Origin of the sequence: Bradyrhizobium sp. BR 1433, from assembly GCF_051547665.1 — a bacterium.
Taxonomy (GTDB): domain Bacteria; phylum Pseudomonadota; class Alphaproteobacteria; order Rhizobiales; family Xanthobacteraceae; genus Bradyrhizobium; species Bradyrhizobium australafricanum.
On sequence record NZ_JBPUGG010000001.1, the window covers coordinates 8403447 to 8430396 of the forward strand.

Consider the following 26950-nt stretch of genomic DNA (forward strand, 5'->3'; position numbering starts at 1 on the left):
CCCGATTATGCCGTGGCCAAGGCGAGCAGCGTCGCCTCGACGATGCGTTCGTATCCCGTGCAGCGGCAGATGTTCCCGGTGAGTGCGGCCCGGATATCGTCACGGGTGGCGTCGGGCCGGGTCGTCAAGAGATGCGTCAGGCTCACCACCATGCCGGGAAAGCACATGCCGCATTGGACGGCATCACTGGCCTCGAGAGCCGCCTGGATGCGGTTCAGTTCGCCGTGAGGCGCAAGGCCTTCGACGGTGCGAATCTCGCGGCCATCGGCCAGCGCGGCGGGCAGCAGGCACGATGGCGTCGGCTCGCCGTCGACCAGCACCATGCAGGCACCGCAAAAGCCCTCGCGACAGACCGGTTTGGCGCCGGTCAGATGCATCTCCTCGCGCAGAATGTCGATCAGCGGCGTGGCGGGATCGGCCACGGAAGTGAGGCGATCGCCGTTCACGGTCAAGTTGAATCCCATGTCGATCCCCACCGGTTCAGGAGCCAAGCGCTGCGATCGCAGCGCGGCGGACGAGACCGGGTAGCACGCTGACCCGATACCAGGCCGGGGCATCAACGTTGTCGCGGCCGACGAACTCGTCCGCCAACGCGGTCGCAGTCTGCGCTGCCTCCGCCGTATCGAGCGGGCGTCCGATCAGTGCTGCCTCGAGCCGCTCCCAGCGGCGCGCCACCGGCTCGACTGAACCGACCGCGACGCGCGCCGCCTGGACACGGCCCGCTGCATCGATGCTGACCGACAGGCTGACGATGGCGACCGGGTAGTCACCCGATTTGCGCAGCGGCAGGCGGGCATGGGCGCTTCTGCGCGCCGCCCGCGGCAAGATGATCCGCGTCACCAGATGACCGGGGGCAAGGGACGATCGGATCTTCAGGAAATGCGCCAGGCCGATGCGCTCGCGGCCGTCGCGGGCCGACATTTCAACCTGGGCATCGAGGCAGAGCAGCGCCGGCACGCAATCCGCTGCGGCGAATTCCGACGTCGCAAGGTTGCCGCCGATCGTTGCCATCGCGCGGATCGCAGGATTGGCGGAGCGGCCGGCGGCGTCGACCAGGACCGCGAATTCCGCAAGATCGGCCAGGGCGGCCGCGAGTGCCGCGTGCGTAACCGCCGCGCCGATCTCGATTGCATCGCTGTCGATACGAACCGTGGTCAGCTCGGCGATCTTGCCGATCGCGACATAATGTGGCTTCAACCGCTCATGGCGGATCGGTGACCGCATGATCCACGTGCCGCCGGCAAAGGCAGCGCCGGCCGTGCCGAATTCGCTCAGTGCGTCGAGTGCGGAAGCGAGCGAGGGCGCAACGTAGATCGAGGCAGGTGCATCGTGCGTCTCGCCCGCGACGCTCTGCATGGGAGAACCCGTCGTCATCGGCGCCGCTCCAGTCGCAGGCGATCGAGCAGAACGCCGACGATGACGATCGCGCCGAGCACGACCATCTGGACGTACCCGTCGATCCGGGTGAGGTTCATGCCGTTGGACAGAATGGTGATGAACAGGGCGCCGAGCACCGCGGTGCCGACCCCACCGCGCCCGCCTGCCAGGCTTGTTCCGCCGACCACGGCGCCGGCAATCGCCTGCAGTGAAAGCGCTCCGCCGAGGTTCGGCTCGCCCGATCCGGTCCGCGCCGTCATCATGATCGCGCCGAGCGCCGCAAGCCCGGAGCACAGCACATAGGTCGCGATCAGGGTGCGCTTGACCGGCAGGCCGGCGACCGCCGCTGCGCGCGGGTTGGTGCCGATGAGGTAAAGCGAACGGCCGAACACGGTCCGCGTCAGGGTCCAATGGAGCACGGCGCCGACCCCGACCGTGATCGCGATGGCCGCCGGAATTCCGAAGACGCTGCCGCCGTAGAAGATCTGCGAGAACGGCGCCGGCACGCCTTGCACGGGCCGTCCGGACGATAGCGTGGTCGCAATCCCGATCGCGATATTGTAGCTGCCGAGCGTTGCGACAAAGGGGTTGACCCCGAGCAGCGCAATAACCACGCCGTTGAAGAGCCCGCACGCGGTGCCGAGCACGAAGCCGGCAGCGAGCCCGGCGAGCAGCACGGCGCCTGTACCATGGCCCGACGCCGTCGCGCCGGCCATCGCCAGCGCGGTGCCGACGCTCACCATCGATACGGTCGGGCCGAGTGCGAGGTCGAAGCCGCGCGTCAGGATCACCACGGTCTGGGCCATCGCGAACAGGGCCAGATAGCTGCTCTGTTGCGCGATGTTGAGCAGGTTGGCCGGCGACAACACGCCGCGGTCGACCGTGGCGAAGCCGAGCAACAGGGCCACCAATGCGACCGGCAGCACTGCGCTCCAGAGCCAGCGACCCGGCGCCAATCTCGGGCGACCCGCGTTCTTGGCGGCGACGGACAATTCGAGGTCAGACACGAGCCTTGCTCCGTCGGCTGAGTTCGTCCAGCGCCACGGCCGCGACCATGATGACGCCGAGAAAGACCGGCTGCAGCCGGGAGTCGACGTGCAGGAGGTTGAGCGCATTGCCCAGGATGGTCAGGAACAGGGCGCTGATGGCGACGATTTCGATGCGCCCGACGCCGCCGCGCAGCTCACGCCGCCGATCACGGCGGCTGCGATCGATTGCAGCATCATCCGGTCGCCGCCGAAGCTGGCCTGGCCGGAGCCGACCTGCGCGGTCAGCAGGATGCCCGTCAATGCCGCGAGCATGCTCGAGACAACGTAGGTGCCGACGACGTGGCGCTGGATCGATACGCCCGAAACGATGGCCGCATCGACATTGCCGCCGATCGCGTAGACGTAACGGCCGAACAGCGTGCGCCGCTGCGCAAACACCATCACGATGATGATGACCAGCGCGACGTGGACGGCGGTCGGCAGGCCGAGCGCCTGGGCGCGCCCAAAGCCCTTCACGAAGATATCGGGCATGCCGTAAACCGGGATTCCGTTGGTGATCATCAGGCCGACGCCCGCAGTCGCCGACATCGTGCCCAGGGTCACCACGAAGCCGGATACCTTGAGCTTCGCCACGCAGAAGCCGTTGACGAGCCCGACCACGGCCCCGGAACCGAGTCCGGCCGCCATCCCGCTGGCAATGATGAGGGCGTTGTTGCCGGGAAACGCGGTGGCTGCGGCGGCCATGGTCTTGGCGGTGACGACGCTCGCAAGCGCCACGACGGCGCCGACCGAAAGATCGAAGCCGCCAGCGATGATGACCAGCGCCTGACCGCAGGCGACGATCGCGAGCAGCGAGGCGTTGCGCAGGATGTTGAGGATGTTGATGATGCCGTAGAACTGCGGATCGATCGCCGACATGCCGGCGACGAGCAAGACCAGCAGGGCCGGCAGGAACCCGACACGGCCTGCGATCGATCGCAGGCCGATCTCGCCTTGCGGGTTCGCGGTGGCCAGCGCGGTGTTCACGCGACCTCCGCGGCGAGATGATCGCGGAAGAAGCTCGACAGCACGTTGTGCTCGGTCTTCTCGGCCTCCTTCAGCTCGGCGGCGATGCGGCCGTGATGCATGACGTAGAGCCGGTTCGACAGCGCCAGAACCTCCGGCAATTCCGACGACACCACGATCACGGCGGCGCCGGCCTCGACCAGGCGCTTCATGAACTGGTAGACCTCGAGCTTGGCGCCGACGTCGATCCCGACGCTCGGCTCGTCGAACAGGAACACGGTCAGTTCACGCGTGAGCGCGCGTGCCAGCATCACTTTTTCGACGGTTGCCGCCTGACAGCGCGCCGACGCTCCGTTCGATGTTCGGCGGCCTCAGCTGCAACCGCTCCATGATGTCCGCGATCGTGGTGCGTTCGGCGGCCTGCCGCAGCACGCCGAAGCGCGCGAACGCGGGCAGGTCGAGCACCGTCATCGATGCGTTCTCGCGGATCGGACGGGACAGCGCGAGCCCTTCAGCAACCCGATTGGCAGGAAATAGGCGATGCCGCGCTTGAGGCTTTGCCTCGGGGTCGGGAATTCGTAAGGCAGACCGTCGATCCGGATCACGCCTGATGCCGCGGGCTCGATGCCGTAGACCGCGCGGATCAGCTCCGATTTGCCGCAGCCGACGAGACCGGCGATGCCGGTGATCTCGCCGGCGCGGGCATGGAAATTCACCTCCTGAACGCTGCCGTCCGCGAGCGTCAGGTTTTCGATGTCGACCATCACCTTGTCAGGCCGGTGGGCGATGGCCGGGAACAGCAGGTCGATCCTGCGGCCGGTCATCAGCTCCACCAGCTCGCCGTCGGTCGAGCCGGCGGCGTCGAGGGTCTGGATGTGGCGGCCGTCGCGCAGCACCGTCACACGGTCGGCAAGGGCGCGGATTTCGCGCATGCGATGCGAGACATAGATCAGCCCGACATTCTGGCTCTTCAGGCGCGCGATCAGCTCGAACAGCCGTCCGGTCTCGCGCTCGGTCAACGAGGCAGTCGGCTCGTCAAGGATCAAAAGGCGGACGCGGCCGAGCAGGGCCTTGGCGATTTCGGCCATCTGCTGGTGCGCGCGGGAAAGGTCGTCGATCCGCTGCGCCGGATCGAGATCGAAGCCGAGCTCGTCGATCAGCGCCCTGGCGCGCTTGCGCATCTCGCGCGAACGCAGCACGCCGCCATGCGTGACCTCGCGGCCAAGGAACAGGTTCTCTTCCACCGTGAGGCTCGGGATCAGCGAGAACTCCTGAAAGACCGGGCTGATGCCGATCGTACGGGCCCGCTGCGGCGTGAGATGATGGATCTCCTCGTCGCCAAAATGGAACGTGCCTTCGTCCGGCGGAAACGTTCCCGAGACGACATTGATAAGGGTCGACTTGCCGGCACCGTTCTCGCCGAACAGGACATGAAGCTCGCCGGCACGAACGTCGAGGTCGACCCGGTCGAGCGCGCGAACGCCGGTGAAGCGCTTTGATATCCCCCGCAATCGAAGCAGAGGCTCGGCAGGCTTCGGGTCGATCTCGACATCCATCCGCGTCTCCGTTGGCCGTGAGCAAGACGGGCGGGAGCAGGTGCTCCCACCCGGCGCCATTCGCGAGCGGCTTACTTGGCCTTGACCGAATAGACCGGTGTCCAGCTCGCCGGCGCCAGCACGAGGTCCATCTGCAATTTCGGTACGGTGGTCTTGTCGATGACAGCGGCGATCGGCTGGACAAGGCTCATGACCGGTTTCTTCTCGATGAGACGCACCGCCTGATCGATCGCGACGGCGCCTTCTCCGACCGGATACTGGGTTGCGAAGGCGAGGATGTCGGCGCGGTTGAGCGCGTCAAGCATGGCCTGGTTTTCGTAAGACGATACGATCTTCAGGTCGCTTCGGCCGGCCTCGGCAACGGCGCCGATGGCGGCTTCAGCGGTGGGAGCGGTGCCCCAGATCACGTTCATGCCGGGATAGGCCTGCAAGGCGTCCTGAATGAGCTGAAGCTGCACGGCGACGCCGGAGTCGCCGAATTTCTCGGCCAGAAATCTTGGCGTTCGGGTTCTTGGCAATGGCCTTCTTGAAGCCTTCGTTGAACGACTCCGCCCAGCCAGAGCCGGCCGGACCGGGGAACGTCACGATGTTGAGCTTGTCGCCGGGCTTGGATTGCGCCAGCAGGCCGGCGCCGGTGACTTCGCCCATGGCGACGAAGTCGACGTAGTTGGCCGCGGGCAGCGCGTTCGGCGGAAGCGGGTTGGTGACGCCGACGACCGGCACGCCCTTGGCCTTGGCTTCCTCGAACTTCTTGCTGAGGCCTGCGCCGGAGATGGCGCCGACGATGATAGCGTCCGGCCCGCTCGCCATGCAGTCATCGAATTGCGACAGCTGTTTCGGCAGGTTCTCGTAACCTCCGGCCTCGTAGAGGTTCATGTTGACGTTCATCGCCTCGGCCTGTTTGACGATGCCATAGGCGACGGCGACCCAGAAACTGTCCTTCATGTGCGGAAACAGCACGCAGAGCCTGTAGGGCTTCTCGGCCTTCGGCAGCGGCGTGTACTCGGCCGGCTTCGGTGTGCCGGACGACGCGTCGTAGACCTTCATCGGAAACCACGGCGTCTCGGCCGCAGCCGGCGCGACCACAGCGGCAAGGGCAAGGCCTGCGGCAAGGCCGAGTGCGGGGCGGATTGGCCAAACTGAATTGGGGGAAAGGCACGTCGTACTCGTCATAGCACAATCCTCATGGCTCGAATGAAAGTGGAGGGGCGGTGTCGGATCCAGTTTTTCGTGAACGCTCTGTGCGGCTTGCCGGCGTCGCGGCCGGCGATGGCATTCAGCCTGCTTTCCACGTTGCGACCGAGCGCCGCTCAAACACCTCGCGGAACTGGCGCGTGGATTCGGGAAGCAAGGCACCGGTGCCCCAATCGAGGATCACCGCGTGCTTGCGGATCGCGTCGAGCGCGTCGATTGCCCCGCTGCGATAGCGTTGCGCCACCAGCTCCGGATCGAGCCGGACATCGGCGACGCGCTCGGAGCGGATCTTCGCACGGAGCGCCTCGGTCGCGACCTTGTCGACCTCGTAGTTGCAGAGCTCGGCGTCGATGGTGTGCACCACGACGCCATAGTCCTTGGCGGCACGCTCGACCGAGACATAGTCGTCCTTGATATCCTCGATCACGAGGTTCGGATCGCGCTCCAGCGGATCGCCGAAGCCGCCGCCGCCGGCGGTCGGACGCGAGAAAGTGTCGCCTTCGCCGATCGGGACGTCCGAGAAGATCGAGCCGAGCCGCTCCTCGGCCGTGCTGCCGGCGCGCTTCAGGGTCAGGCCGTGCGGCATCGACGGCAGGCCGCCCTCAATGCCCCACACGATCGCACGCTCGCGGTCGCAGATATAGGAGATCACGGTCTTCTCGGCCTGAAGCATCCGCGACGTCTTCACCACGCCGGCGCCGCCGCGCCACTTGCCGGGGCCGGGAGAGTCCTTGAGGATCTCGCATTCCGTGGTCAGGATCGGGTTGGCGCGCTCCTGGCCTTCGACCGGCTGCGACATCAGGCCGGTGCCGAAGCAGGCGGTCGTGACATTGCTGCCATCCTTGCCGTTGCGCCCGCCCCAGCCTCCGGGCAGCCAGTCATAGAACATGAAGATCGGCTTGTCGGAGCTGCGGGCATCGAGCCCGCCGGTGAGCAGATATTCGAGATTGAACGCGCAAGCGAGCGCGCGCTCCGGCATCAGCTTCGACCACATTTCGTAGATCGAGTTCATGATCTTCTCGAACGGCATCAGAAAGCCGGTGACCGCGATCGGCCATTTGGCATCGACGATCGATCCTTCGGGGGCGATGATCTCGAAGCAGCGGTAGAAACCGGAATTGAGCGGCAGGTCGGGGAAGAAAGTTTTCATGCCGGCGGCAACGGCAGAGAAGGTTGCACCGAACGCCGAATTGTAGATCGAGCCGATGGTTGGATGGCTGCCGGTGAAGTCGTAGATCGCGCGATCGCCCTTGATCGTCATCTTGATGCGGATCGGGATCATGCCTTCGCCGCCGGCCGGATCGCGGTCGATGAAGTCGACGGTTTCCCATTCGCCGTCGGGGAGCGCCGCAATACGCTGGCGTGCCGAACGCTCCACATAGTCCTGGACGGCGGCTAGCCCGGTCTCGACGGTATCACGGCCATATTTGCCGACCAGGCGCAGGATCTCGCGTTCGCAGACGGCGGTGGCTTCGGCCTGTGCCTGGATGTCGCCGATGATCGAGGCCGGGTCGCGCGTGTTGGAGGCGATCAGATGCGCGACGTCCTTGCGCAGGCCGTTTTTGTCGAACAGGCGGACCGGCGTGATACGCAGACCCTCGCGGAACATCTCGCGGGCGGCGACGTCGAACGATCCCGGCACGCTGCCGCCGACGTCCGACCAGTGTCCGTTGGATTGGCTGAAGGCAATGATCTTGCCGTCGGCGAAGATCGGGCGGATCAGGCGGACGTCGGAGAAGTGCGTGCCGCCGGCATAGGGATCGTTGATGGCGAAAACGTCGCCCTCATGCATGTCGCCTTCGAAATGGCGCATGACATCCTTGCAGGTGAAATGCAGCGTGCCGACGTGGACGGCGATGTCCTGGTTACCCTGTGCCGCGCATTCGCCGTTGGCGTCGTGCAGCGCACTCGAGAAGTCGCGATTGTAGATGACGAAGGAGTAGCAGGTCCTCAAGACCTGCTCGCCCATCTGGTCGACGCTGGTGATGAAGGAGTTCTTCAGAACCTCGAAGGTCACGGGGTCGAGCGGGAGAGCTCCGGCCATGGTTCACTCCTTCACGCGGATGATGATGTTGAGATATTTGTCGACCTCGGCGGCGGCGCCGGGCGGCACGACAGTGGTGGCATCGACCTGCTCGATGATCGCGGGGCCTTGGAAGGAGAAGCCGCAGGGCAGGTCGTCGCGCCGATAGACGGGTGTATCGAGCCCGCTGCCCTCGAACCAGACCCTGCGGCGGCTGACCGGCTCGGGGCTAGCGCCGGTCGGCTCGTGGACGGCAAACTCGGCCTTGGGGACCACGCCCACTGCCTTCAGATTGAGACGGAAGAAGCTGACCGGTGCGCTGTCGCGGCGGAAATTGTATTCGCGCTGATGCTCGGCATGGAAGCTCTGCACCAGATCGGCGATCGCGCCGATCGGCCGCGGCGCGTTGACGGCAAGCGAACGCCACTGGCCGCGATACATCATGTCGATCGAGCGCTGCAGCACGATGTCCTGCTGCGCGACGCCCTCATGGATCAACCGTGCGAGCGCAGCCTTCTCGAGCTCGGCGAACTGTGCCTCGATCTCGGTGGCGTCGGCCTCGGCGGCGTCGACCATGCAGCTCTGCGAAAAATCGTGCTGCATGTCGACGAGCAGGCAACCGAGCGCTGAGGTCACGCCGGGATTGAGCGGAACGATCACGACGGGAATCGCCAGCTCACGTGCGACGTCGACCCCATGCAGGGCACCGGCGCCGCCGAACGCCACCAGCGCAAAGTCGCGCGGATCGTAGCCGCGGCTGATCGAGATCAGGCGCACCGCATCCGACATGTTGGCATTGGCGACCTTGACGATTGCGTCTGCGGCTTCATGCAGGCCGAGGCCGAACGGCTTGGCGACGCCGCCCTCGACCGCTTGCCGCGCCAACTCGGGATCGAGCTTGACCTTGCCGCCGGCGAGATCGGTGCCAAGCCGGCCGAGCGTCACATTGGCATCGGTGTTGGTCGGCTGCGTATTGCCGTTGCCGTAGCAGGCCGGTCCCGGATAGGCGCCGGCCGATTGCGGGCCGTTGCGCAGCGAGCCAGCCGGATCGGTCCAGGCCAGCGAGCCGCCGCCGGCACCGATGGTGAGCACCTCGATCGATGCGAAGCGGATCGGATAGCCGAACTCGATGTGCCAGTCCTTGGTGATCCGCGACTGGCCCTCATAGGCCAGCGACACGTCGGTCGATGTGCCGCCCATGTCGAGGCCGATCGAATTGGGGAAACCGCAAAGACCGGCGATATGGCGGCTGGCGATGGCGCCGGCGGCGATGCCGGAGCCGGCAAGGCGCGCCGCAAAATCCTTCACGCTCGCCGGCGTCATCACGCCGCCGCCGGTGTGCAGCAGCAGAAGATCGCGGGTGTAGCCCTCGTCGGAGAGGCGTTCGCCGAGCCGGCTCGTGTAGTTGACGACGACCGGGCTCACCACGGCATTGGCGACGGTCGTCGAGAACCGCTCGTGCTCGAAGATTTCCGGAAGCACCTGCGAGGAGATCGAAACCGGAATGTCGGGCATCTCCGCGAGCAGAATATCGCGCATGGCGCGCTCATTGGCGCCGTTGAGATAGGCGTTCATGAAGCACACCGCGACAGCGGCGACGCCGCGACGCTTGAGGATGCGTGCGACGCTGCGCGCAGCTTCGACGTCGAGCGGTTCGATCACCGTACCGGCAGCATCGACCCGTTCGGGCACGGTGAGGCGATCGCGCCGTGGCACATAGGGCCGGACCACGTCCTTGTAGGTGTCCCAGAGGTCTTCCTTGTTGGCGCGCCGGATCTCGATGACGTCGCGGAACCCCTTGGTCGTGACCACCGCGGTGCGCGGCAGTCGGCGGGTGATCAGCGCGTTGGTGGCGATCGTGGTACCGTGCGAGAACAGCGCCACCTTGGACAGGTCGATGCCGGCCTTGGATACGCCGCCCATGATCCCTTCGATCGGATCGCGCGTGGAAGAGGTCTTCTCGATGCGCACGAGACCCGTCGTCTCGTCCATGATGCAGATGTCGGTGAAGGTGCCACCGACATCGACGGCCACACGAAGGTTCTGCGCCATGCCTCTTCCTTTCGAACGAGCGTTTCGCCGATCTTAGGCAGAGCGGCGGCCTTCGTTCTTGACGCTGAGCGCAGGAAGATTTGTGCGAGAGAGCGAACCGTGCCGGTGCCCCTACATGCCCAGACCGGCGGCGGTGTGCCTAAGAATTGATCAGCAGGCCAGTCTTCAGGAGTTGGCTGTGCGCGAAATCGCGCGCGCCTCGCTCGGGGTGCATCCGAACCGGCCGCGATAGTTGCGGCTGAACTGCGCCTGGTCGGCAAAGCCCCATTGATAGGCGATTTCCGAAATGCTCTTGCGGCAGTTCGCATCGCGCAGCAGGGCGTCGCACATTGAAAGGCGCTGGTTGCGGATATAGGCGCAGACGGTCAGGCCTTCGCCCTCGAAAATCTGGTGCAAATAGCGCAGCGAGATGCCGCAGCCGTCGGCAATCATCTGCGGCGTGAGCCGCATATCGTCGAGGCGGGCCCGGATGAACTGCTCGCAACGCAGCAAATGGCCGTTGCGCACGGAGGACGAGTGACCGGTCAACACACGGTCGTCGGATTCAATGGCCATCGCAAGCAGCTCGATCAGGTGCTTGCCCATCATCGTGCGCGCCGTCTCGTCCATTTCCTCGATCCGTTCACCGGACAGGCGCAGCGTGTCGACGAACAGCGCGCCGACGCTGCGGCTGGCGTCGAATTGCAGCGTCGCGAGGCGCTCGGGCCGGGAAATGCGGGCGCGCAGCACCGCGCTCGGGATCTTCAGACACCACAGCGCCGTCGGATCCTGATGGCTGAACTCGTAGGGTAGGTGGCTGCGCTCGATCAGGAACGCGCCCGGGCGGCAATGCACCACCTTGCCGTCCTGCTCGAAACGGATTTCGGCGAGTTCGGGCACCGTGATCAGGAAGGATTCCTCCCGCTCGCTCAGGAGATGCCGCTCATGCCGCTTGTACAGCAGGCCGTTGGCGATGTTGCGGGACACCGAGACAGGGCCCATCGACCAGGCGCCAAGGCGCGCATTGAAGTCGCGCGTGCTCGGGAAACGCAGGTCGAGCGAGTAATAGGTCTTCGAGACAACCTCCTGCCAGTACTGGCGGCGGGTCTGCAACGGGATGTCGTTGGTCGTGTAGGTGACTTGCATGTCTCACTCCCGCCGCCGGCTGTGCCTCCGGTCGTCGTGTCCCCGGGCAAAGTTTGGCGAGGACAGCCGGACGGCGTCAAGTCGAATAAAACGGAAACTGATATTCTAGATTTCGATGGCCTCCTCGGCCTGGTGCCGGTGATCGATGCTGACCGGGGGCCGGGCCGGCCCGACGCCGGCAACCGCAAAGCGCATGAAATCGCGGAAAGCCATCGCAGCCTCCGATGGCTTGGTGTCGCGACGCCAGGCAAGACCGATGTCCATGCTGGGCACCTCGTCCTCGATGACGCGGGTCTCGATCCGCTGCCCCTCCAGCGACCAGGGCCGGTAGATCAGGTCGGACAGAATGGCGATCCCCATGCCGCCGGCGACCATGGAGCGGACGGCTTCGACCGAGGAGGTGCGGAACACCGTCTTCGGTTCGAGTGAGGCGTTGTTCCAATAGCGCATCGAGGTGTGCTTGGCCTCGTCGACCGTGAGCATGACATAGGGATAGGTCGCGATGTCAGCGAGGTGGACCCGCTCGGCACGGGTCAGGGGATGCTCGGGCGCAAGCCACAGCCGGCGCGGCGATCGCAGCAAAGTCTCGCTGGTGAGCATGGCGTTGTCGCGCAGGTTCGACACCAGCATCACCGCGAGGTCGAGCGCACCATCGACGAGTGCGCGTTCGAGCACGTCGCGCGGCGCCTCGAACAGCTCGATCGTGATTCCGGGGAAACTCGCCTTGAAGCGCATCTGATGACGCGGCAGGAAGTAGCCCGACACGGTGTAGGTGACGCCGACGCGGATCGTCCCGAACAGGGGGCCGGCGGACATCTGCGTGTCGCGCACCGCCTCGGCGACGGCAGCGAGGATATGACGGCCCTGGGAGAGGAAGCGGCTGCCCTCCATGGTGACGGTTACGCCGTTCGGCGCGCGCTCCAGCAAGCGGGCGCAGACGGTGGCCTCGAGCTGCTGGATCGCCGCGGTGACCGCGGATTGCGAGACGTTGAGATCGATGGCCGCCTGGCTGATCCGCCCGGTCTCGGCGGCGGCGACGAAGTAGCGGATCTGTTTCAGAGAAACGGACATCGCGGTTGTTCCGATGTTTGCACAACTCATGAGCAGTGTTTCTCAGCCCGAATTTGTCCGCTGCAACTCTCGTGCCGCCCGGCGGGCAGCACGCAGTGGCACAGACCTCAGATGTGCGAGCGCGCGACCGACAGCCACAGGTTTAGACTTAACCATGCGCGATCGCTCTGGCGCGCGCGGCCGAGCTCCGTTGGCAGATGCGGTGGGCCTCTCGCGATCACGCCAGGGCGCTGCGAAGCTTGCCCAGCAGCTCGGTCCGGCTCTTGCGTGCCGCAAGCGCTTGATCCATGTCGACCTTGACGAACTTCACCGGTGTGTTGGGCTGGAGCTGACCGATCAAATCCATGTCCGCGGCGATCACGGTGCCGACCATGAAGTAGCCGCCGCCGGATACGGCGTCGCGATGCAGCACGATCGGCTCGGTGCCGCCGGGAACCTGGATCGAGCCGTAGGGATAGCAGGCATCGGTAATGTTGGACGGATCGGAGCCGGCGCCGAACGGCGGTTCGCGCGGAACGAATTCGAGCGTCTTGCCACCCTTGAAGCGGTAGCCGATGCGGTCCGCTTCCGGCGCGACCTTCCAGGTGTCGGCGAAGAACCCGCTGCCGGCGGCCTCGGTGATGCGGTGCCAATAGAGGCCGGGCATTGCGCGCAGCTCCGTCGGCATTCCCGCCGGTTGCCCGCGCAAATCGTTGGCGACGGTGCGGCCGTCCTTGACCGTCACGCTGGCATGGCCGACCGGCAATTCGTCGCCGGCCTCGAGCTTGCGGCCCTTGAAGCCGCCGAGCGCGCCGAGTGCGTAGGTCGATCGCGAGCCGAGCACCACGGGCACATCGATGCCGCCGGCGACCGCGATGTAGCCGCGTGCGCCTCGCTTGAGGAAGTCGAAGGAGAGAATCTGGCCACGCTTCACCTTGAAGCTGGTCCAGGTCTCGCGCGGCTCGCCGTCGAGTTTCGGCGGCAGCTCCGCGCCGGTGACGGCGACCGTGGCGTCCTCGGTGAATTCGAGCTCGGGCCCCATGAACACCGCTTCAAGCACGGCTGCGCCCGCATCATTGCCGACGAGCAGATTTGCGGCGACCAGCGCGTGACGGTCCATGCCGCCGGAGAGCGGGATGCCGATGTGATAATAGCCGGGACGTCCGAGGTCCTGGACGGTGGTCGCAAGACCCGGCTTCAAAACCCTAACGGCCATGGAGAACTCCATCGAGCTTGCTGTTGTAGCCATCAATGTCGCGGTTGAACTCGGTCAACGAGAACGAGACGTCGCGGATTACAGGCGCAAACCGGCCGGCGTCGACGTCGGCGACCGCGGAGTCATAGGCTGCCCGGTCGATCGGTTTCCATTTCACGATGTCGCCCGGCTTGAACAGGCACATGAAGTCGCGCAAATAGCTGATGGTCTGGTTGGGATCGTAGATCGGCATCGGCGTGATGCCGAACATCTGGTAACCGCCGGCGCCGCGCACCGAATAGATGCAGCTGAAACAGCCGCCATGTCCGACGGTGAGCTTCGGCGTATCCGTGCGCGGGCGCAGATATTTCGGGGCCTGAAGCTGCCGCTTGCGCTCGACCATCTGGTAGAGGAAGGGCAGGCCGGCGACGAAGCCGACCATCGAGACGAACCAGGGCGCGCTGGAATGCGCCTTGATGAAGGCATCGACGCTGTCGAGGCCGTTGATCCGCGCGGCGTATTCGAGGTCGGTTCCGTCAGGATCCTGGTGACGCTCGCGGAAGCGCATCAAGGTCTCGCGGGTCCAGGGGTCGTTGTAGAGCACGGGAATCTCGATGATCCGCGTCTTGATCACCGGTTCCGATTTCTCGGATGCGGAATCCAGCCGCTTCAGCTCGGCGAGGAGATCGTCGGGCTTGATCCGCTCCGGATCGAACTTGACCTGATAGGACGCGTTCGCCGGGCAGATCTCGGTGACACCCTTAATCCTGGCATCGCGCACCGCATTGGTGATGAACAGGCTCTTGAAAAAGGCCTCGAGCGACATCGCTTCGCCGACCTCGGCGAAAATGTGCTCATCGCCGCCGAAGGAAAATCGAGTTTGCATGCTAGCGGCCTCCTGTTGCTGACGGGGCGGATTTCTCGCCATCATGAGGCGACCTTCGCGGCTGATGGCGGCTGAGCGGTGGCAAGCGTGGCGGCATGGGACTTAAGCCAGGGTTCGAGCCATGCCGTATGGAAGCGTCCAGCCTGGACGTCGGCGTCGCGCGCCAGCGCCTGGTGCAGGGGCTGGGTCGTGAAAATGCCTTCGACGGTGAGCTCGGCAAGCGCGCGCTCGAGTTTCTTCATGGCGCTCCGCCGATCCTTGTCGTGCACGATCAGCTTGCCGAGCAGGCTGTCGTAGAAGGGAGGCACCGTGTAGCCCTGGTAGAGCATGCTGTCGAAGCGAACGCCGTCGCCGACGGGCAGGTTGAGCGCGCTCACCGTGCCCGGGTTGGGCAGGAAGTTTCTGGCGGGATCCTCGGCGTTGATACGGACCTCGATCGAATGGCCGCTGACGCGCACCTCGTTCTGGCTGATGCGCAAACGTTCGCCGCCGGCGATCCGGATCATCTCGCGGACGAGGTCGATGCCGGTGATCATCTCCGTGACCGGATGCTCGACCTGGATGCGGGTGTTCATCTCCAGGAAGTAGAATTCACCGGTGGCGTCGTCGTAGAGATATTCGAGCGTGCCGGCGCCGCGATAATTGACCGCTCGGGCGAGTGCCACAGCCGAGGTGCAGAGCCTCTCCCGCACGGCCTGGGTGAGCGAGGGCGAGGGGGCTTCTTCCCAGACCTTCTGGCGGCGGCGCTGCAATGAGCATTCGCGTTCGAAGCAATGGATCACGTCGTGTCCGTCGCCGAGCACCTGCACCTCGATATGCCGCGCGCCTTCGATCAGCTTTTCGACGTAAAGCCCGCCGTCGCCAAAGGCGGCGAGCGCCTCGGCCTGTGCCTGCGGCATCAGATGCTGAAACTCCTCGGGCGACCGCGCGATGCGGATGCCGCGTCCGCCGCCTCCGGCGGCGGCCTTGATCATCACTGGGAAGCCGGTTTTCTCGACCAGCGCGAAGGCCGCTTCCGCCGACTCCAGCCGCCCCTGCTGCCAGGGACGGTCGGCACGCCGGCCGCGGCGGCGGCCTCGCGTGCCGCGACCTTATCGCCCATCAGCCGGATCGATTGCGCGGTCGGGCCGACAAAGATCAATCCCGCCGCTTCGACTGCGGCGGCGAACTCGGCGTTCTCGGCGAGGAAGCCGTAGCCGGGATGGATGGCGTCGGCGCCGGTGCTCCGCGCAGCGGCGAGGATCGCGGCCTGGTTGAGATAGGATTTCGACGCCTGCGGCGGACCGATATCGACCGCCTCGTCGGCGAGCCTGACCGCAAGCGAATCCTTATCGGCCTTGCTGTAGACCTGCACGGTTGCGATGCCGAGATCGCGCGCCGCGCGGATGATGCGCACCGCGATCTCGCCGCGATTGGCTATGAGGAGCTTCTTGATCGCCATGGCTGGTCGGAGAGCCCTAAACGTCGATTTCGGCGATCGGCTGGCCGGCCATCACGGCATCTTCATTCTCGGCCAGGAAGCGGACGATCTTGCCGGCGATGCCGGCTTTCACCTCGTTGAACGATTTCATCACCTCGATAAGCCCGATCGTGTCGCTCTCGGCGACGGCGTCGCCGTCGTTCTTGTAGACCGGCTTGTCGGGTGCGGGCTTGCGATAAAAGATGCCTGGGAGCGGCGAGAATATCTGCTGCGTTGCCATTGTTTCCTCGTGGTGTATTGGTTCGTTGTCGCGACGGTTCAGCGCGCGGTGAGATAAGGGCGCACCGCCTCGCGGACGGCTTCGGCGATGGCGACGGCGTTCGGCGTGTCGGAGTGGATGCAGATCGAATCGGAGCCGACCACGATGTCGTTTCCGGCCACCGTGCGCGTCTTGCCTTCATTGACCGCCCTTGCGCATCGGGTGGCGGCGTCGGCCGGATCCTTCGCCTCGTGCTCGCGGGTGATGATCAGGCTGCCGTCGGCATTGTAGTCGAGGTCGGCATAGTATTCGGCGACGAAGGCATGACCGCGCCGCTCGTAGACCTTCTGGTGCAACGTTCCCTTCATGCCGAGCAACGGCACCTTATAGACGTCAGCGGCATCAGCCACGGCTTCGGCGATCTCCTCGTTGCGCGATGCCATGCCGTAAAGTGCGCCGTGCGGCTTGATGTGATTGAGCGCCATGCCTTCGGCATCCAGGAAGGCCTTGAGTGCGCCGATCTGATAGAGCAGGCAATTGGCCAGCTCCTCGCGGTCGATCTTCATCTCCCGGCGACCAAATCCCTGCAGATCGGGCAGCGACGGGTGCGCCCCGACCTTGACGCCAAATTGCTTGGCGAGCTGCACGGTCTTGCGCATGTGATTGAAGTCGGAGGCATGAAAGCCGCAGGCGACGTTCGCGACGTCGATATGAGGCATCAATGCTTCGTCGTCGCCCATCTTGTAGAGGCCGTAGGCCTCGCCCATGTCGCAGTTGATCACGACCATTTTTCGTTTTCCTTCCAACTGGCTTTGCATACGACCGCCGGCAGGGCCCGCCCCAGGTACGGCTGGCGCACCCAGGGCGCGGCGCATTGCCGGCCTACTTGGACACCAGATAGTCGAGCGGGATCTTTTCCGAGATCGTCCACTGATCGATCACCTGCGGCTTGCCGGCCTCGGTATCGACGATCAGGTAGCGACCCTGGTTCTGGTGGTGGATGTCCTTGGTGAAGGTGCGCGGCCCGAACAGCGTGGACTCGTTGTTCATCTTCTCGAGCTCGGCCACGACGGCTGCCGCATCGGTCGATTTGGCGCGTTCGACCGCCTTGGCCCAGACGTCGATCAGGACGTAGCCCGGATAGACGTACTGGCTGGAGGGGTCACCGCCGGTGACCTCCTTGTACTTCTTGTCGAACTCGTTGACCTTCGGGTTCGGATCGTCGCCATAGACCGAGCCCTGCACCGGGACGTAGAAGTTCGAGAGGTCGGGAACGGCGTTCATCCAGTAGCTGCCGTCGACACCCGACCCGTTGAGGATCATCGACTTGATGCCGGCGGCGCGGATCTGCTTGATGGCGGAGACAGCGCCCGGCATCATTGTGCAGAGCATGATGGCGTCGGGCTCCTTCGGCAGGCTCTTGATGCGCGTGATTTGCGAAGCGATCGAGGCATCGTCGTTCTTGAAGGTGTCGCTGCCGACCAGCTTGGCCTCCTTCAGGCGCGGCAGCATCCAGTCGAAGCCGTCGCAGATGCCCTTGTTGTAGACGGTCCAGCTGTCGAGCAGCCGATAGAAGCTGCGCGCGTTCTTCTTGGTGTAAGCCCATTCCGACATGGTCGCTCCCTGCACCGGTGCCAGCACCGAGGCCGAGAACGAGAACGGGCCGACGCCGGGGATGCCGGCCTTGATCGATTCGGCGCAGAGGAAGAAGGAAACCTTGCCGGCAGCCTGCGCCTGCAACGCCGCGGGCGCGCCGAAATCGTAGTCGCAGGAGACGATGACGAGGTCGGCACCCTGGTCGAGCACCGCAAGGCCAGCCTTGGCACCCTCGGCCTGATCGGTCTTGGTGTCGGCAAAAACGGGCTTGATCTTCTTGCCGAGCAGGCCGCCGGCCTTGTTGATCTCCTCGATCCGGATCAGCGCCGCGTCCTGCGCCGGCTTGTCATAGGCTTGCATGAATCCGGATGCCGCGGTCGCAAATCCAACAACGATCTCGTTGGCTGCCCGGGCCGGCGTGAACCAGAGCGCGGATGCTCCGGCCAAGATGCTGAGTAATGTCGTAAAGCGCATATCCCCACTCCTCCAATTGTACAAACAAGCGTCAGTGCAGTTCCTTCAGCGCGGTCTGGACCGGTGGCGTCAGGCGGCGCTGCAACGGCCATCGACGCCAGGAGAATTCCTGGTTGCGGGTCAGTCCCGTCGGCAAATACATCAGGATCGCGATGGTGATGATGCCGATCGCGATCTCCTGGACACCGTTCGGCAGGCCGACGGTGTGACCGCCGAGGCTGATGCCCTTCTCGAGATTGCGGAACAGCTCGATCAACACGGAGATCGCGACCACGCCCGAGACGGCTCCGCTGAGGCTGTACATGCCGCCGACCACCAGCATCGACAGCGTGATGAACGTCGTCCGCAGATAGAATGCGCCGGGATTGACGATGCTCAGGAAATGCGCGTACAGCGCGCCGGCGAGCCCGATGATGAACGCGCTGACGACGAAGGCGATCAACCGTTCGCGGACGATGTCGATGCCGGAGGCGCTGGCCGCGACGGCTTCGTCTCGCGTGGCGCGAAGTGCCAGTCCGGAGCGCGAGATCGAGTAGAGATAGGCGATCGCGATGGCCACGGCGCCGCCGATCCATCCGGTCCAGACATTCATGGCGGGCGGAATGCCGACGATCGAACCCTGTCCGCCCGTCACCGAATCCCAGTTCGAATAGACATTGTTGATGACGCCGAGCAGGCCGAAGGTCGCGATCGAGGCGGCAATGCCCGACAGGCGCATGATGACCCGCCCGACGATCAGCGCGAACAGTGCCGCAATCAATCCGGATATCGGCGTCGCCACCCACATCGGCAGTTGGGTGTGAAGCAGCCACGCCGGCAATCCCTTGAGCGTGATCGACTTCATCACCGGCGGAATCGTGAGCCAGGCGGTCATGTAGGCGCCGAGGCACATGAAGCTGATATGGCCGAACGACAGCAGGCCCGAATTGCCGACGAAGACGTAGAGCCCGACCACCACCATGATGTTGATGAACATCTCGACCACGGTGCGGTTGAAGGCCCGGCTGCCGAATTGATAGGAGAGGGCCGCCATGATGAGCAGCGCCACGATCAGCACGATCGGCGTGATGATCGTTTGCCGGATGACGGACGGCCGCTGCGACATCGATCAGACCCTCTGCTTGGCGGATTTCGGTGCGAACAGGCCCTGCGGCCGCACCAGAAGGACGACGATGACGGCGCCGTAGACGAAGGCGTCGCGGAATACCCTGGCGTCGTGTGGCAGGGTCGCCTGGAACACGACGCTGGCCGCACCGATCAGGAAGCCGGCGGCAACGGCGCCGGGTATGCTGCCGAGGCCGCCGATCACGGTTGCGATGAAAGCGATCAGCATCACGTTGGCGCCCATGCCGATGTCGGCGGTGCCGGAATTGGTCGCCAGGATCAGGCCGATCGCCGCCGCCAGCATGCCGCTGATGGCGAAGGCCAGCAGGATCACGCCGTTGGCGCGGACCCCGAGCATGCGCGCCATGGTGAAATTGTCGGCGGCCGCGCGCATCTCGAGCCCGTAGCGCGTGCGCTTGAGGAACAGGACGAGGACCACCAGCACGGCCAGCGTGATGATGATGGTCACGACCTGGAGCATCGGGATGTGAGCGCCCAGGAGTTCGACCGGCAGGCCGAGGCTCGGCCACAGCGTGATCGACTTCGGCCGGCTGGAAAACAGCATCAGCAGGAGATGCCGGATCACGAAGCCGAGCGCGAAGGATGCGATCATCATCGTCGCCGGATTGGCATTGCGGAAGCGGCGGAAGACGACGATCTCCGACAGGATCGACAGCGCGGCTCCGATCAAGAGCAGCAGCGGGATCAACAGATAGAACGGCAGCTGCCCGGCAAAGACGATCGCCGCCGCATCGATCGACGGCCACAGCATGGCGAAGACGCAAAACGCGATGAAATCGCCGTGGGCGAAGTTGACGAGCCGCATCACGCCGAAGATCAGGGCGATGCCGAGCGCACCAAGAGCGTAGAGGCTGCCGAGGCTGAGGGCATCGAAGATGATCTGGAGCAGCTCGCGCATCTCAATGATCTCCGAAGCCGAAATAGGACTGCTTCAGACGATCATCCCTGACCATATCGGCCGCTGGGCCCTCGAGCACGATGCGGCCGCCGCGGATCAGGACCATTCGTCCGCCCGTCATCATGGCGCGTGTCGAGCTCTGCTCGACGATTAGAAGTGTGAGCTTGCGCTGCGTCCGCAGCCGCACCAGGATCTCATAGACCTGGTCGATGATCTTTGGCGCAAGGCCGAGCGACGGCTCGTCGATCGCCATGATGCGGGGCGCGGCCATCAAGGCGCGGCCAATGACGAGCATCTGCTGCTGGCCGCCGGAGAGCATGCCCGCCGGGGTGTGGCGGCGCTCGGCCAGCATCGGGAATTCCTCGTAGACCTGATCCAGGTCGTCGGCGATCTTCTTGCGGTCGGCGCGCATGCCGGTTCCGACCTTCAGGTTCTCCTCGATCGTCAGCGCGCCAAAGACATTGCGTCCCTCCGGAACCAGGGAAAATCCGCGCCGGGCGATGTCTTCGGGTGCGGCACCCGTGATCTTTGCGCCATCGATCATGATGGACCCGGAGCCCGGTGGCACGACGCCTGCGATGGCGTTGAGCAAGGTCGACTTGCCAGCGCCGTTCGGGCCGGTCACGAACAGGATTTCGCCTTCGTCGATCTTCAGCGTCAGGCCGCGGAGAGCCGTCAGGCGGCCATAGCTGACGGTGATGTCGTCGACGGCAAGCAGCGTCATGACGCGACGGCCTCTTTGGCGGCGACTGGCGGAAGCAGCTCGTCGCGCTGCGTACCCATATAGGCGTGCCGCACCGCATCGCTGTCACGGATCTGAGCGGGCGGGCCGGCTTCGATGACCTCACCGGAATCGAGGACGTAGATGCGCTCGCAGAGCTCGAGCACGAGGCCGATATTGTGCTCGATCAGCAGCACCCCGACATTGAGCTCGCCGGCGATCCGCCGGATGATGGCGGCAAGTTCGTGGCTCTCACGCTCCGACATTCCTGCCGCCGGTTCGTCGAGCAGCAGATAGCGCGGTGTGCACATGATGGCGCGGCCGATCGCGACGCGGCGCTCGTCGGTATAGGGCAGGGCGCCGGCGATGGTATTGGACAGATGCGAAATGCCGAGCCAGGCCATGACGCGCTCGGCTTCACCGATCGCCTCCGGACGGGATTGGCCCAGGCCGACGCCGGTGACCTCAAGGTTGTCCATCACCGGCAGGTCGCGGAAAAGTCGGCCCGACTGGAAGGTCCGCGCCACGCCCTTGCGGCGCAGCTTGTGCGCTGCAATGCCACTCAGCGTCTCGCCCTCCAGTTCCACGGTTCCGGCGCCAACCGGCTGGAAACCCGTCAGCACATTAATAAGGGTGGTCTTGCCGGCTCCGTTCGGACCAATCAGTCCGGCGATACGTCCCCGCGGTACGGTCAAGGTCACGTTGGACAGCGCCTTCAGGCCTTCGAATTGGACGCTGATATCGCGAGCGACCAACTCCAAACCATCGGACATGACCTCAATGCCTCTCACTCGCGAACCGATGGATTGATTTTTCCGGTCCGCCGGGGGATTGTAAAATTCGAAATATCGTTCGCTGATATCGGAAATTTTTATGTCTCTGACGTTCCGTCAGGTTCGGCATTTCATCGCAACCGCCGAGACCGGGCGCGTTTCGGCTGCCGCGGCGGCGCTCAGCGTGACGCAGTCTGCGGTCACCGCGTCCATCAAGGCGCTCGAGGCCGAGCTCGGCCACAAGCTGTTCGACCGTCACTCGAACGGCGTGACGCTGACCTTTGACGGACGGGAGTTCTTGCAGCGTGCCCGCGCCATCGAGGCCAGCGTATCGGATGCGATACGCGGGCCGCATCGCTGGGGAATGCAGGTGGACGGCACCGTCGATGTCGCCGTCAGCTACACCATCGCCGGATATTTCCTGCCGCCTTTGTTGTCGCGCTTCTGGCGATCATTCCCGGGCATCACGGTGCGTCTCCACGAGTTTCCGCGCGACGCGATCGAGCAGAGCTTGATCAGCGGTAGCGTCGATGCGGCCATCATGCTGGTTGCGAACTTGCATGACCGGCACTCCATTCGCTCGCGGCTCTTGTTGCGCTCGCCGCGTCGCTTGTGGACTTGCGTCAATCATCCGTTGCTTCGCAAGGACAGCATCAAGCTGGCGGACCTGGTGAGCGAGCCCTATCTGATGTTGACCGTCGATGAAGCCGAACGCTCCGCGATGCGTTACTGGCAGCATACGGCGTACGTGCCGAACGTCATCTTCCGGACCCTGTCGGTCGAAGCGGTTCGCAGCATGGTCGCAACCGGCATGGGAATTACAATCCTGTCCGACATGGTCTACCGTCCCTGGTCGCTCGAAGGACATCGCATCGATCTCAAGACGCTCGATGACGACGTCCACACCATGGATGTCGGGCTTGCCTGGAAGGACAAGGCGAAGCTTTCTCCAGCGGCTCGCGCGTTCTGCGAGTTCGTCGCTCATTCCTATCCCGGATCCGAGCCGGTCCAATTTGAATAGCGGACTTGCACGTGCCAAGGCAGGTTTGATGATGGATTGGACCGAAGGTTGCCGACACGTGCCTCTGCGCCAACGTCGAACAGGGCAAAGGCGGCGCAGGACGTCAGGAGGTACCTGTCGGCTTGGACATCGCTGAAAGCGCGCGTCTCAGGGCAGTGGCGGCGACAACGCCTGCGCAGCAGCCGGCACCTTTGACGAATATGTCTTTTATGTAGCCATGCCTGCCGGCGAGCAGCTTTTGAATGAGTTCGAAGCCGACAATGACGGCGAGCAGTGCCAGCAAGATTGGCAGGACATGCTTCGGATAGGCGAGGGAAAAGACGGCTCCGACAACGAATAGGGCGACAAAACGATCGGCGTTTGGCGATATCAACGTGTGGGGACGAAATGCCATCGTCGTATCGGTGACGATGAAGAGGCCGAGGATCAAACCCCAAGCCAAAAATCGGAATGCGGTTTGGGGCATTTCTGAGCTCAACGGGCCATGCTGCCGGGCGCGGCATTGAGCGGTGCGCCGCCAGTCGAAACGGGACCCGAAGGCCTGGCGGCCCGAAGCGGCGGCTTTCTCGGCTGCGGGGCGGGTGGCGCGATCGGGGCGCGCGGCGCCTCGGCCGCAACAGGTGGCGGCGGTGCTGCCGGCGGGGGCAGGTGCTGCAACTCTTCGACCTTCGAGGTCAGGGCCGCCAGCTGGTCGGTAATGGCCTTCAACTGCGCCTGCCCGTCGGCTACCGACCGATCGAGTGCGGCGAGGTCTTCCTCGAGCTTCTGCTGGGCCGCGAGGAGAGTTGGCAATGCCTCCTTGTCGCTCGTCGTCGCTCCGCCGGACGATTCGTGGCTTATGGCGGCGACCAATGCCGCGACTTCGGGCCAGGCGTAGACGCTGCCGGCGCCGACAAGGGCGACGACGACGATCAGAAGAAACCACGGCCAGCGGCGGCGACCGGCGGGCAGAGGGCTGTTCGGCGCATGGCCGTGCCACGCCTGGTCGGAATTGTTGTCCATCAATGCTTCCTAGGCGCCTCTGGCATTCGTTGCAATCGATACGGAGTTCGACCATGTTACCGGGTAATGCTTCATTTGCCCGTTCCCCGCTCAGCGCCTACCCGTACTTCCCAGCTCCTCGAAGAACTCGTCGCGCAAGCACCTGACGGCCCCGTCGACCTCGAATGGCTCCTCAGCCATCTGGACAGGCGCTCGTTCGGGCTGCTCCTGCTGTTGCTGGGGCTACTCGTGATCGTCCCCGGCGTCGCCACGGTTGCGACGCTGGCCCTCCTGTTTCCGGCGGTCGAGATGATGTTGGGGCACAGTGCTCCATCTTTTCCCCGCTTCCTGTCGAAGCGGCCGTTCGACTTCAAGCGATTCAAGCGGTTCACCGTCAAAGCAGGTCCGCTGCTGCGCGCGATCGAGAACATCAGCCGGCCGCGCTGGAACGCGCGCCATGACGTGACTGACCGGCTTGTTGGGTTGGTCGTGTTCCTGCTGGGCCTGTTGGCGGGCTGGCCCCTGCCTCTGGTCAACGTCATTCCCGGGATTGTGGTCGTCCTGATCGCGATCGCTTACCTGCAGGAAGATGGTCTGCTGCTGGCCGTAGCAATGGCGGCCGCGGTGATGTCCCTGCTTGGCCTTGGATGGACGCTCTGGACGTCGGCCGCGGCCGTGATCAGCTGGATCGCGGTCTGAAATACCGCGGCAAGCCGCGGGATAGATGCGCTACAGGAACCGATGAAGCTTAAGACATTGGTTATCACTTTGCTTTCATTTTCACCGCCTCATTCAGAGGCACCATGTCTGACATCACCATTCCCGGCGGAAAAATTCGTTCCTTCATCGAGCGGATCGAGAATTTGGACGCTGAACTGCAGGAACTGAATGAGCAGAAGAAGGAAGTGTTTTCGGAAGCCAAGGGTGAGGGTTTCGACGTGAAGATCCTCAAGGAGATCGTCAAACTGCGAAAGCAGGATCAGGATGAGCGCGACGAGCGCGAATCGCTGCTCGATCTCTATATGCGCGCCATGGAAACGGCACCGGCCGACAAGGCTGCTGCGAAAGCGGCGTGAGACGCCCGGTGCGTTCCCCGCGATCGAATCCGGGGACGCGCGATCTCTCGGCGGACGAACTTCCCAGGCTCGTCCGCCCCCGTCCCATCAACCATTCGCGCGGCGTTGGTCGCACCTTCCGCTCAGGATTGCGTCTTCCGATCGGATCGAAGTAGCGCTCGATCAGGGTTGATGCGGCGATGCGCAGCGGATCGCTGGAACCGGCAATCCAAGGTCATCGCGACGCTTTGGCGCCCCGCGCCGTTTCGACCATGGTTCGAAAAGTGATCGAATATCTGGGGGCCTCGACCGGCGGAATGCTGTGCTCCCATATCTGCCGTGCATCACCGGCCATCAGATAGAGTGATCGGGGCGCCGTATCGAGCGTGAACCGCTCCCATCCGTTTTCCGTCCGACGACGAAAGCGGAACTTGCATGCGGATCCCAGGGACAGTCCGAAAATCCTGTCGAAATGCGGCTTGTCGCGGTGCCAGCCGATACCGACGCCGCAATCATACTCGGTGCACAGGATCTGCCCGATCTCGGTCGACGCGCCGCCGAAGGATTGGATCGCGGCGACGATGTCGCTTAACCAGGAGGGGATCGGTTCGGTACATTCCAGTCGGCGCGACCCATAGTCGTACCGGTAACTGAACGAGGCCACGCGGCGCTTGCCTTCGAACTGTCCGAACTGGAAGGGGGCAAGCGGAAGTGCCCGGATGTGGCGGATGAGCTCGCCCTCGGTTGCTTTGGAGATGAAATCCGGCGCGTAGCGCAGACCCGCCGGTCCTGCGGCGGGCGCATCGAACATCGACAGTTGCTCGGACAATCTGGTGCCGTCAGTGTTTGCGAACCTGTCGCGCATATGGGCGCGCCGAGACTGAATTTAAACCGGCCGTCAGGTCACGCTGGGCCGAATGTATCCAATGTCGCGATGCCGGCTTCAAAAAGTCGATCGAACTCGGAAGAAAATGCGCCTCGATTGTGACTGGTCTGCGGTACATATATCAACATAATTACAAATAGTTACTTGAGTTTCGGGCGCGAGTTTATCCCGTGACCAAACCGCTTGCTGTCCAAAAATTGGATACGGAGATTGACTTCTGGATACATTCTGTTCAATTTCCGCCCACAATAAAATCAGTCCTGGAGGACCCGGTGACCGGCAGTTCGGGCGCGCGCGGGGCGAAATTGACGCAGACGACGGCCGTGCTGGTGATGTGCGCGGTCCTGATCGTCATTTTTTCGATCTTCCTGAAGGGCTTCCTGACGCTGGGCAATCTGTTCGCGCTGGCGCGCAACATTTCGATACTCGGCATTCTCGCGCTCGGCATGGCCGTGGTCGTGATCGGGCGTGGACTGGATCTGTCGCAAGTCGCCTCCTTTGCCGCTTCCACCGCAATCGCGATCATCCTGATGAACTCGGGCTACGCGACGCCGGTCGCGCTGCTGATCGGCTTCGTGATGGCGATCGCCATCGGCGTCCTGAACGGGTTTCTGATCTCGGTGATCGAGATGCCGCCGTTGCTGACGACGCTGGCGTCGAGCCTTGCGGTGCTGGGGATCGTGCGCACCACAGCGGTGCAGCACTATGTCGTCTATCTTTCCAAGGGGCATGACGAATTCCTGCGGCTCGGCGGCAACATCTGGGGTGGCGTTCCGATCTCGATCCTGATCTTCGCGGCCACCGCGGTCGTCGTGCATCTTTTCCTGTCGCGCACCGTGATCGGGCGCTTCGTCTATGCCCATGGCGACAATCCCGACGCCGCGCGTCAGACCGGTCTGCCGACCCGCCCGCTGACCATGATCGAGTACGCGCTGTGCGCCGCGATCGGGTATGTCGGCGGTGTCGTGATGGTCGCGCAGACGGCGCTGATGCATCTCCAGGTCGCGGAATCGACGATCATTTTCGACGTCATCATGGTTGTGGTGCTCGGCGGCGTCAGCCTCGTCGGCGGCCGCGGCAACGTGATGAGCGTCATCGCCGGAACGCTGCTGATCGGCGTGCTGCTGAACGGCATGACCATCATGGACATGGACGTGCAGACCCAGAACATCGTCAAGGGTGTCGTGCTGCTGATCGCGATCCTGCTCGATTCCCGGCTGCATCCGCGCGACGAGGAGACGTCGAAGCAGGGCGATTAGAGCTCTGCATCAACCAACGGGCCGCAACAG

The 26950-nt window shown here is 64.2% G+C and carries 29 protein-coding genes and 1 pseudogene; 4 read left to right on the forward strand and 26 right to left on the reverse strand.

Annotated elements, in window-relative coordinates; translation table 11 throughout:
- Nucleotides 1-5: 5 nt before the first annotated feature.
- The 23 genes and pseudogenes from ACSKB9_RS40215 to ACSKB9_RS40325 form a co-directional block, all read right to left on the reverse strand.
- Nucleotides 6-491, reverse strand: a complete 486-nt coding sequence (locus tag ACSKB9_RS40215) for a (2Fe-2S)-binding protein (RefSeq protein ID WP_438079802.1) — start codon at nucleotides 489-491, stop codon at nucleotides 6-8.
- Nucleotides 481-1374 (reverse strand): FAD binding domain-containing protein, encoded by an 894-nt coding sequence (locus ACSKB9_RS40220; protein WP_438079803.1) that lies wholly within the window; start codon nucleotides 1372-1374, stop codon nucleotides 481-483. The genes ACSKB9_RS40215 and ACSKB9_RS40220 overlap by 11 nt, the downstream gene beginning before the upstream one ends.
- Nucleotides 1371-2384 carry an ABC transporter permease gene (locus tag ACSKB9_RS40225; RefSeq protein ID WP_438079804.1) on the reverse strand — a complete coding sequence of 338 codons (1014 nt, stop codon included), beginning with the start codon at nucleotides 2382-2384 and terminating at the stop codon, nucleotides 1371-1373. The genes ACSKB9_RS40220 and ACSKB9_RS40225 overlap by 4 nt, the downstream gene beginning before the upstream one ends.
- A 120-nt stretch (nucleotides 2385-2504) precedes the next feature.
- Entirely contained in the window at nucleotides 2505-3392 is an 888-nt protein-coding gene (locus ACSKB9_RS40230; protein WP_438079805.1) for an ABC transporter permease, read from the reverse strand.
- On the reverse strand, nucleotides 3389-3682 hold the full coding sequence (locus ACSKB9_RS40235; RefSeq protein WP_438079806.1) for a hypothetical protein: 294 nt from the start codon (nucleotides 3680-3682) through the stop codon (nucleotides 3389-3391). Before ACSKB9_RS40235 ends, ACSKB9_RS40230 begins: the two co-directional genes overlap by 4 nt.
- Entirely contained in the window at nucleotides 3657-3842 is a 186-nt protein-coding gene (locus tag ACSKB9_RS40240) for a hypothetical protein (protein WP_438079807.1), read from the reverse strand. The genes ACSKB9_RS40235 and ACSKB9_RS40240 overlap by 26 nt, the downstream gene beginning before the upstream one ends.
- Nucleotides 3839-4927, reverse strand: a complete 1089-nt coding sequence (locus tag ACSKB9_RS40245; RefSeq protein WP_438079808.1) for a sugar ABC transporter ATP-binding protein — start codon at nucleotides 4925-4927, stop codon at nucleotides 3839-3841. Before ACSKB9_RS40245 ends, ACSKB9_RS40240 begins: the two co-directional genes overlap by 4 nt.
- Before the next feature lie 71 nt (nucleotides 4928-4998).
- Nucleotides 4999-5340: a hypothetical protein gene (locus tag ACSKB9_RS40250; protein ID WP_438079809.1), complete on the reverse strand. Its 342-nt coding sequence runs from the start codon at nucleotides 5338-5340 to the stop codon at nucleotides 4999-5001.
- Complete coding sequence (locus ACSKB9_RS40255; protein WP_438079810.1) at nucleotides 5306-6100, reverse strand: substrate-binding domain-containing protein; 795 nt, start codon at nucleotides 6098-6100, stop codon at nucleotides 5306-5308. The genes ACSKB9_RS40250 and ACSKB9_RS40255 overlap by 35 nt, the downstream gene beginning before the upstream one ends.
- A 103-nt stretch (nucleotides 6101-6203) precedes the next feature.
- Nucleotides 6204-8165, reverse strand: coding sequence for a hydantoinase B/oxoprolinase family protein (locus ACSKB9_RS40260; protein ID WP_438079811.1), 1962 nt, complete (start codon nucleotides 8163-8165; stop codon nucleotides 6204-6206).
- Between the two features lie 3 nt (nucleotides 8166-8168).
- Nucleotides 8169-10196, reverse strand: a complete 2028-nt coding sequence (locus ACSKB9_RS40265; protein WP_438079812.1) for a hydantoinase/oxoprolinase family protein — start codon at nucleotides 10194-10196, stop codon at nucleotides 8169-8171.
- Nucleotides 10197-10361: 165 nt separating this feature from the next.
- Nucleotides 10362-11321, reverse strand: coding sequence for a helix-turn-helix domain-containing protein (locus tag ACSKB9_RS40270; RefSeq protein ID WP_057017110.1), 960 nt, complete (start codon nucleotides 11319-11321; stop codon nucleotides 10362-10364).
- 105 nt (nucleotides 11322-11426) lie between these two features.
- The gene (locus ACSKB9_RS40275; RefSeq protein ID WP_229189495.1) at nucleotides 11427-12392 is read right to left on the reverse strand and encodes a LysR family transcriptional regulator; all 966 of its coding nucleotides are present in this window, start codon (nucleotides 12390-12392) and stop codon (nucleotides 11427-11429) included.
- 217 nt (nucleotides 12393-12609) lie between these two features.
- Nucleotides 12610-13587: a biotin-dependent carboxyltransferase family protein gene (locus ACSKB9_RS40280; protein ID WP_438079813.1), complete on the reverse strand. Its 978-nt coding sequence runs from the start codon at nucleotides 13585-13587 to the stop codon at nucleotides 12610-12612.
- A complete protein-coding gene (locus ACSKB9_RS40285; RefSeq protein WP_057017112.1) occupies nucleotides 13577-14452 on the reverse strand; it encodes a 5-oxoprolinase subunit B family protein in 876 nt (291 codons plus the stop codon). Before ACSKB9_RS40285 ends, ACSKB9_RS40280 begins: the two co-directional genes overlap by 11 nt.
- A 41-nt stretch (nucleotides 14453-14493) precedes the next feature.
- Nucleotides 14494-15893, reverse strand: a pseudogene (locus tag ACSKB9_RS40290) (acetyl-CoA carboxylase biotin carboxylase subunit).
- Between the two features lie 16 nt (nucleotides 15894-15909).
- The gene (locus ACSKB9_RS40295; RefSeq protein WP_018270951.1) at nucleotides 15910-16152 is read right to left on the reverse strand and encodes an acetyl-CoA carboxylase; all 243 of its coding nucleotides are present in this window, start codon (nucleotides 16150-16152) and stop codon (nucleotides 15910-15912) included.
- 38 nt (nucleotides 16153-16190) lie between these two features.
- A complete protein-coding gene (locus ACSKB9_RS40300; RefSeq protein ID WP_438079814.1) occupies nucleotides 16191-16919 on the reverse strand; it encodes a LamB/YcsF family protein in 729 nt (242 codons plus the stop codon).
- Nucleotides 16920-17013: 94 nt separating this feature from the next.
- A complete protein-coding gene (locus tag ACSKB9_RS40305) occupies nucleotides 17014-18201 on the reverse strand; it encodes an ABC transporter substrate-binding protein (protein ID WP_438079815.1) in 1188 nt (395 codons plus the stop codon).
- A 31-nt stretch (nucleotides 18202-18232) separates the two neighbouring features.
- Nucleotides 18233-19306: a branched-chain amino acid ABC transporter permease gene (locus tag ACSKB9_RS40310; protein ID WP_438079816.1), complete on the reverse strand. Its 1074-nt coding sequence runs from the start codon at nucleotides 19304-19306 to the stop codon at nucleotides 18233-18235.
- Between the two features lie 3 nt (nucleotides 19307-19309).
- The gene (locus ACSKB9_RS40315) at nucleotides 19310-20224 is read right to left on the reverse strand and encodes a branched-chain amino acid ABC transporter permease (protein ID WP_038381946.1); all 915 of its coding nucleotides are present in this window, start codon (nucleotides 20222-20224) and stop codon (nucleotides 19310-19312) included.
- Nucleotide 20225: 1 nt separating this feature from the next.
- A complete protein-coding gene (locus tag ACSKB9_RS40320) occupies nucleotides 20226-20948 on the reverse strand; it encodes an ABC transporter ATP-binding protein (RefSeq protein ID WP_225159390.1) in 723 nt (240 codons plus the stop codon).
- A complete protein-coding gene (locus tag ACSKB9_RS40325; protein WP_438079817.1) occupies nucleotides 20945-21718 on the reverse strand; it encodes an ABC transporter ATP-binding protein in 774 nt (257 codons plus the stop codon). Before ACSKB9_RS40325 ends, ACSKB9_RS40320 begins: the two co-directional genes overlap by 4 nt.
- A gap of 100 nt (nucleotides 21719-21818) precedes the next feature.
- On the opposite strand from ACSKB9_RS40325, the gene ACSKB9_RS40330 reads away from it, so the two are divergent.
- Nucleotides 21819-22739: a LysR substrate-binding domain-containing protein gene (locus ACSKB9_RS40330; RefSeq protein ID WP_092084505.1), complete on the forward strand. Its 921-nt coding sequence runs from the start codon at nucleotides 21819-21821 to the stop codon at nucleotides 22737-22739.
- 103 nt (nucleotides 22740-22842) lie between these two features.
- Here the strand turns inward: ACSKB9_RS40330 and ACSKB9_RS40335 are convergent, their stop codons facing one another.
- Nucleotides 22843-23205 (reverse strand): hypothetical protein, encoded by a 363-nt coding sequence (locus ACSKB9_RS40335; protein ID WP_253624001.1) that lies wholly within the window; start codon nucleotides 23203-23205, stop codon nucleotides 22843-22845.
- A gap of 8 nt (nucleotides 23206-23213) precedes the next feature.
- Complete coding sequence (locus ACSKB9_RS40340; protein WP_438079818.1) at nucleotides 23214-23741, reverse strand: hypothetical protein; 528 nt, start codon at nucleotides 23739-23741, stop codon at nucleotides 23214-23216.
- 66 nt (nucleotides 23742-23807) lie between these two features.
- On the opposite strand from ACSKB9_RS40340, the gene ACSKB9_RS40345 reads away from it, so the two are divergent.
- Nucleotides 23808-24419, forward strand: coding sequence for an exopolysaccharide biosynthesis protein (locus tag ACSKB9_RS40345; protein WP_438079819.1), 612 nt, complete (start codon nucleotides 23808-23810; stop codon nucleotides 24417-24419).
- 104 nt (nucleotides 24420-24523) lie between these two features.
- Nucleotides 24524-24796 carry a DUF2312 domain-containing protein gene (locus tag ACSKB9_RS40350; protein WP_016842183.1) on the forward strand — a complete coding sequence of 91 codons (273 nt, stop codon included), beginning with the start codon at nucleotides 24524-24526 and terminating at the stop codon, nucleotides 24794-24796.
- Nucleotides 24797-25010: 214 nt separating this feature from the next.
- Here ACSKB9_RS40350 and ACSKB9_RS40355 read toward each other — a convergent pair whose 3' ends face one another.
- Nucleotides 25011-25640, reverse strand: coding sequence for an alpha-ketoglutarate-dependent dioxygenase AlkB (locus ACSKB9_RS40355; protein ID WP_438079820.1), 630 nt, complete (start codon nucleotides 25638-25640; stop codon nucleotides 25011-25013).
- 293 nt (nucleotides 25641-25933) lie between these two features.
- On the opposite strand from ACSKB9_RS40355, the gene ACSKB9_RS40360 reads away from it, so the two are divergent.
- Nucleotides 25934-26920 carry an ABC transporter permease gene (locus ACSKB9_RS40360; RefSeq protein ID WP_083714936.1) on the forward strand — a complete coding sequence of 329 codons (987 nt, stop codon included), beginning with the start codon at nucleotides 25934-25936 and terminating at the stop codon, nucleotides 26918-26920.
- Nucleotides 26921-26950: the final 30 nt, after the last annotated feature.